The sequence below is a fragment of the Pseudomonas sp. 6D_7.1_Bac1 genome (assembly GCF_025465945.1).
Classification (GTDB): domain Bacteria; phylum Pseudomonadota; class Gammaproteobacteria; order Pseudomonadales; family Pseudomonadaceae; genus Aquipseudomonas.
On record NZ_JANLNW010000036.1, the window covers coordinates 1 to 282 of the forward strand.

Sequence of the window (282 nt, forward strand, 5' to 3'; positions counted from 1 at the left end):
TGGCCAGTTGAGTAACAACGGCATCATCGAGGCCGGGGTCAACGCCGACACCAGCCGCAACGCCAACGGTGACGTGACCCTCAGCACCCAGATCCTCAACAACAGCGGCAAAAGCGTGGTCGCCAGCCGCAACCTGACGGTCAACGCGGTGCAAGCCCTGAACAACCAGGGCGGTACGTTGAGTGCGCAACAAGGCGCGACCCTCAACGCCGGGACCCTGGATAACCAGCACCAGGGCCGCGTGCTGAGCAGCGGTAGCCTGAGCCTCAACGCCACTCAGTG

The 282-nt window shown here is 63.8% G+C and carries 1 protein-coding gene; it reads left to right on the forward strand.

The window, feature by feature from the left end; genetic code table 11:
* Positions 1–282 (forward strand): hypothetical protein (locus NTD87_RS10035; RefSeq protein WP_262113629.1); only part of this gene is annotated, 282 nt, incomplete at both ends.